Source organism: Oligoflexus sp., assembly GCF_035638955.1.
Lineage (GTDB): Bacteria > Bdellovibrionota_B > Oligoflexia > Oligoflexales > Oligoflexaceae > Oligoflexus.
The window spans coordinates 1-6,343 of record NZ_DASQYZ010000139.1 but is presented as its reverse complement, the minus strand read 5'-3'; the positions used below and the strand labels follow the sequence as shown (position 1 = coordinate 6,343).

Here is a 6,343-nt window from a genome sequence, read left to right as displayed (position 1 = left end):
TCTTATAAGGACAACAAACACCGAGCGAGCCTATTCGGATACTGGGGGACTGCGCTGAGCGCGTTCGGAGTAGAGAATTTTGCGAACACTTGCTACCGTCACGCATACAATTACTTTGACAAGACCGCCAATCCAGTTGACAAGAGCTTCGTGCTTTTTTGCTGGGGATTTACCTCTGACGTGCCCCGGGGCAATCTCCAAGCCGGGCAAAAGAAAATAGAAGAAGCCCTTTCTAATTTAGCGCCACTTGGCGAATCTTTTTGGCGATCGATGTGCACCCTCAGCCTCTTGCTTCTTGACTACTATGGCGCGGAGAATGGCCAAGCGGGACTTCGATCTCATGAATTCATAGAACTCTGGAAAAAAATTCGCTTTGCCGCCACTCCTCTCAGCTGCATTTTTCGCCATTCTTTGGAAAGTGGAAACAGGGAGCAGGCGGAACAAATCCTTGCGCACGTGGAAGCAGCAGATCTTAATTTACAGACTCTGGGGTATGACACTCTCGATTCCGTCCTTGGCTGCCTTGGCATTGCTGAATATTCCGATTACATTGGAAAACCGGAGCAGGCTGAAAAATTCGCAAAAAGAACTTTTACATTAAACTTGAAGCGTAGCCACCGGGTGACGTTCGCACTTTTTCCGCCAATACTCTATGCACGTATCTTGATCAAGCAAAACCGCAAACTTCAGGCACTAGGCATTCTTGGAATCGCCTGGATCAACCAACTCCTGCGTGTTAGGGTTTTCCACCCACAGACCTGCTATGAAAGTGGCCGCTGGTTTTTTGCTCTCGGCTGGCCGAGGGTTGGCCGCATGATAATAGAGCGTGGTATTCGCTATGCAAGCGCTCGAAATTGGCTAACTCCGGCTGCCGAAGGTCGTTTGCTCCTCGGCGAACTGATGCACGAGTTTGACCCTGATTTGGCCCATGTTTATGTCCACATGGCAAGGCAGCACTTTCAAGTCCGCAACTGGAAATTTCATGAGAATTTATGTGAACAGGTACTCAATAACAGAAAATCCACTCGAAATGAGGAAACTGAGGGCAGCCTGGTAACGGAGCAAGCCTCCCGCAGTGCCACACGTCGTAGCACTGCCTTACGCCAGCAGGTTGAAACGCGCGCTTTGATGGATATTCTCCTCAAGCTCAGCGCTACGAATGATACGACCGCTCTCTACCAGGGATTGCTGGAGTCCCTTTGTCAGGCAACCGGTGCAGAACTGGCAGTTTTGTACTTTAGAGAGAATGAACGCTGGTTTCCCCACGCGGCCCACAATATTAGAATCGAAGCAGCCGACCTGTTCAAGGTTAAAGTTGACCAGCACTTCATTCAGAAAACTCTGCAAGCCAGCCCAACTGACCCGATCATACGTAAGAGCGAGGGACAACAGTGGGGCCGGCCTTCTGCTGCGGGATCGGTCATGCTTTTGCCGCTGAAGTCCGAAGGAACCATAGCTGGATACTGCTATCTTGCCAATACGCAGCTCTACGATCTCTTCAGCCAACGCAGCATTGATATCGCCCAACCCATTGCCACTCAGGGCGCCATCGCTCTACAGAATATCCGACTGAACAAACAGCTTGCTGTAGAACGCGATCAAATCTCCAGGCTGCACCAAACCCTTGAATTGCGGGTGATTGAGCAGACGCGAGACATCCAAAGTATCATGGAGCATATCGAGCTGGGGATATGCACCGTGTCAGGGTCTGACATATCAATTCACAAAGACTATTCGCGACATCTGGAGTATGTATTCGCCGAATCCAACTTACGCGATAAGCCCCTCATGCCGCTTCTTGCGCATTGCACGACTATGACCGCCGACGAAATTGATCAGGCCAGCCAGGCGTTACTTGCATGCTTCAACGAGCAGGAATTTGCATTCGAGGCTAATTCGCATCTTCTGCCAAGAAGTCTTAACGGGCTCAATCAGAATCACGATCGCTTTGCTTTCGAATTGGACTGGATACCAATCTGCAATGATTATCACACAGTGGAACGCGTGCTGGTTTCAATCAAAGACGTCACGGCACTGAAAGGCATGGAGAAAGCCGCAGCGCAGAAGGACGAGGAGATGGGCATTATAAGCGAGATCTTGAATCGCAGCGAACACGATTGGTCGAATTTCACCCGAAACTGCAATAGCCTGGCCAGTAAAAACCGAATTTTAATGGAAGACCTGCAAACCTGCAGTGACCCGATGAGCACGTTGAAATCAATGTTCATGAATATACATACTGTAAAAGGTATTGCCCGTAGTTTTGGATTTCGTCAGATGAATGACGCGATCCACTCTGCTGAGCAATTTTTCGTGGATGTCATGAGTAAAAACCCTCTCAATGTGAACCTGGACGCCGTACAATTGAATCTTTCAACAATAGAAGCTACGTTTCAACGTTACCATAATATCGCGATCCAGAAACTCGCTCGCAAAGTATCCGGCGACGAAGCCGTGAATGTTCCGCGAAATCCTTTGATGACAATTTACGAGCACTTGAATATTCAGCTGGAAAGCGGCACCCCATTCAGCGACTGTCTCTTGGACTCGATTAAAGTCATGCGCCAATCCCTATTCATCTCTTTAGAAGGCCTCGTTCGACAACTTTTTTCTGAGACGGCGCCGATATCCGTGGAGCTAGGCAAGCCCGTCCCGGACTTGAGCCTCAATATCGTCGAGCTTTGGGTGGGTCGTTCAACGGAGGATCTGTTAAGGAACTGCTTCGTTCATCTTTTAAGAAATTCGCTTGATCATGGAATTCAAATGCCGGCAGAACGACAAGCCAAGGGACTACCAGCACACGGCACGGTACGCGTCACGGCGCGCCTACGGGGACGAATGGTTGACTTATTTGTAGAGGATGATGGTCGTGGCCTCGATTTGAAGAAACTTCAGGAAATTGGACTCAAGAAGGGCTTGCTGGCCCGACAAGCGTCCGAAAATGCCGAAAATCTAGCCAATTTGATCTTTAATGCGGATTTGAGCACAGCCGAAACCGTGACGAGCATCTCAGGGCGAGGCGTGGGCATGGCCGCCGTTAAAGAATCAATCGACCAGGTCGGCGGCATTATAAACATCCGCCTTCAGAAAAACCGGGCGGTTGACGAAGGTTATTGTGCCTTCGCTTTTGTTATAAGCCTGCCGCTTGTCCTGTTCCAGCTGGACGATTCCCAGAAGGCTGCCTAGTGCTTTCTTTTCGGGTCCAACGTGATTGCCCTACTTTTTCTTGAGACAAAAACGACGTTCGCAACCACTCTCCCTTGTCACTGCTTCTATGAAGAATAACAAAGGAGTTTCTATGAAAGCCGCGTTCGCTTCAGTTGCAACACTATGCGCAGTCGCAACATCCAGTCTTTGCTTTGGCCAGGATAGTCGCCCCTCTTCAAAAGACCTTCACGAATATAGCCGAGCGATCGCTTTTGGATCGGCACTGATGGTAACCGACGGCGGTGGAGATCAAACCCGTTGGAAGGCAGTGGAAGCAATCGTCGAATGCCCCACGTCTCCCGCCTACCCTAGCCCACCCATAGGGAAGCCAGCAGACCCTGCGTCCTTCGCTGGAGGAAGTAACGGCTGCACAGCCAGTGTGCACTTTGTCACAAATTACGAGTTCAAAGAATGTCCAAACGGTCGGGTTTATGTCTTACGCAGTGGTGAGGGCGTGTTTGTTTTGAGTGCCGCGCAGGGCTCGTTTTTTGGATGGCAGGAGGCTGCTTCTTGCGAAGTTTCCAGTCCTTCCAACCCATCCGAGCCTTACCCTGAGCCAGGTCCAGCCCCTTCTGCCTTGAATTCCCAACTTTCCCGCGATAAAGATCGTCCCTTGGATTTCATCAATATCCAGCGGACCATGCGCTGAGTCCATGGAGGCGCTCGTGATTCGTTGAGAACTGTCGTCGCCTTGGCAGCAACAAGCCCCGGAGGATATCTTCCGGGGCCATTTTTGTTGGCCACTCCACACGTTCCTATGAAGATTGCTGTCGCATAAACCTTGCACTCTTGATCCGTCCACGGCCTTGACATTCCTCTATGAACATGATCAATTGCTTCGAAGCGTTTAAAGAATTCTTTGCGCAATGACAGCCCCGCACTTAAGCAAAAAACCTACTACAACCAATGCTGGCCACCCTTTCCGTCCCGGGTGCTCCGGAGTGGAATTGTGAACGGCACTCAGCCATACAAGAGGTGATTCATGATTTATGCCAATCGAGCCAAAAAAAAAGGCAAAAATAAATATAACCACTGTGGATTTTCGCGTGATCATCAAATGCGTATTCCGGTGATCGCGCTCCTCCTGACTGGAGCGTGCAGTGGACTGGCTGCATGCGGCCGAGGCCCATCGTCCCGGGATAAAGACCCTGCGAACACCCAGCAGGATACCCAGCAGACAGAGACCACCGCTTTCAAAGCAAGAGATGCTGATGAGACTTCAGAAAACTCTCCCGGCACTATTCCCTGGGTGCCACAGGCAGAAGCACGGACGGCGGCGCCCGATATTGTACCTTCCCTGGCGGTAGTCACTTACGTAGGAGGCACGGGCAATCAGTACATTCGAAATGTCAGCATCGCTGATGATGGCTCTGTGACGGCTGAAGGAAAAGGCTTTCGCGTTATTTACTCCCCAGGCCTGACAAGTGCAAGAGTTGAGGGGGACGCGAATACGCCTGACGCGGATGCTTATTCCGACAAACCCACACTTTACAAAGAATGGAACACCAACTGGTCGTCGGCGAAACACGCCAAGAAATTCGACGATCCACGGTCAGGTCTTTCCTATTATTTTGGGACAAGACACGTCCACGCTAACCTCATGCAGCCGACCTTTCTCGTCTGCAAAACAGGCACAAACTGTGACGCTTCTGAAAATCAGGAAGCTCGCATGTGGGATTGGTGGGCCAGTGTTGCATTCGACAAAAGTCTCGGAGCCGACTCACGTGGGTATGATGTTTTTCCACTGCCCAACGGCATGGTCGGCCTGAAGGGATGGACTGACGGCGGCAATTCAACGTTAGCCCGCTGGCCCGTGCGAGATGATCCGAATTGCAAGAATGCTGCAAGCTGCCCTCAGCTCGACATCAAGCTTGAGGATAATATCAGCAAAGGGACATTCCAGGCCGGTCCGAACAGTTTGTCGACTATGTACATGGTTTACGACCCAGCTCAGAAAAAACCTGTCCTTGCTACGTTCCTGCGGTCACACGTCACACACCATGCAGTGGATGCGTGGGGGCGCATCTACTTGCCAAAGGGGATCAGTCGCGCTTTCCCTACCCGCGATCCTGATAACCTTTTTGGACACTCTAAAGACGCGGAAACTGGGCTTTTCGTCCTTTCACGCGACTTCACGAAAGCCGAGATCAACACACGCATCGGTGGAACATGCCGGGGCGACGGGAAACTGCAATCATTTGCCGCAATAGCACAAAAAGGCAACCTGCTCGTCCTCGGAGGAACAACGTGTGCCAACGATCTTGCGGTCACCGGCACAACCGTTCAGACGAAAAATGGTGGGGCCCAGGACGGAATGCTCGTTATCATCAAGCTCTGGGAGTGAGTTAAAGAGGAGGGATTTCCTCGGAATCTCCCCACCGCGCCTCTCCGTATTGCATAAACTTCAAGCTCTCTCCTCTTGAATCGGCAGGTTGCAGGAACCGCCGATTCGTAATCACACAAGACTATTCAATCGATCAGTATGCAACGTTTTCATGTGATCCCATGCAAATGCTGTTTCCCATTCCTATGCGCGGAAGTCATACTCTGAACGTCTGCGCCGCATTCAGGAGGACAATAGGATGGGCAGTGATGAGCTAATCACGATCATTAGAGAAATCCTCGCGACCGATCTGGAGAAAATGCCGGCTCCAGAGCCTGGACCCCTTTGGCAGATTAATCTGTGGGTTATGACCAGGCAAGCTATCCTCGACATGGATAAGCACCTCGAACACAATATCGGCCAATCATCAATCGCAGCCGCGAGTCAATCAACATCCAACGAGCTTTCCTGAGCGCAGGTCTTCACCACTTGCGCGATAAGAACTCATGCTCATTCTTTTTGCGTGCACACTTTGCCAGATCAGCTTATGCTTTATGCATATGCCAATTTTAAAAGGTCTTGCTGAATGATTTTTTTCCTTGGTGTCGGCTCGAGGAGGGTGTCATAATGCGATGCTATGTCTGGATATTTTCAGCCATAATGGCGCTTCACGTGGCAGCTTGCAAGCCAAAAAATATTAATTCGGGGCAGCCCGCAACTGACACAAAAACTCTTCAGGGAAAGCCCGACAAAGGTTCCGAGGAGCCCGTTGGGTTGCCAGGGTACCCTTTGCTTTGCGATTGGACGACAGCC

4 protein-coding genes are annotated in these 6,343 nt (G+C 50.8%); all 4 read left to right on the top strand.

Going from position 1 to position 6,343, the window contains the following annotated elements:
• Positions 1-150: 150 nt before the first annotated feature.
• The 4 genes from VE954_RS13640 (at position 151) to VE954_RS13625 (ending at position 6,002) form a co-directional block, all read left to right on the top strand.
• A complete protein-coding gene (locus VE954_RS13640) occupies positions 151-3,186 on the top strand; it encodes an ATP-binding protein (RefSeq protein WP_324953594.1) in 3,036 nt (1,011 codons plus the stop codon).
• Positions 3,187-3,298: 112 nt separating this feature from the next.
• Positions 3,299-3,856, top strand: a complete 558-nt coding sequence (locus VE954_RS13635; protein ID WP_324953592.1) for a hypothetical protein — start codon at positions 3,299-3,301, stop codon at positions 3,854-3,856.
• Positions 3,857-4,189: 333 nt separating this feature from the next.
• Positions 4,190-5,551 (top strand): hypothetical protein, encoded by a 1,362-nt coding sequence (locus VE954_RS13630; RefSeq protein WP_324953590.1) that lies wholly within the window; start codon positions 4,190-4,192, stop codon positions 5,549-5,551.
• A 238-nt stretch (positions 5,552-5,789) separates the two neighbouring features.
• On the top strand, positions 5,790-6,002 hold the full coding sequence (locus tag VE954_RS13625; protein WP_324953588.1) for a hypothetical protein: 213 nt from the start codon (positions 5,790-5,792) through the stop codon (positions 6,000-6,002).
• Positions 6,003-6,343 lie beyond the last annotated feature (341 nt).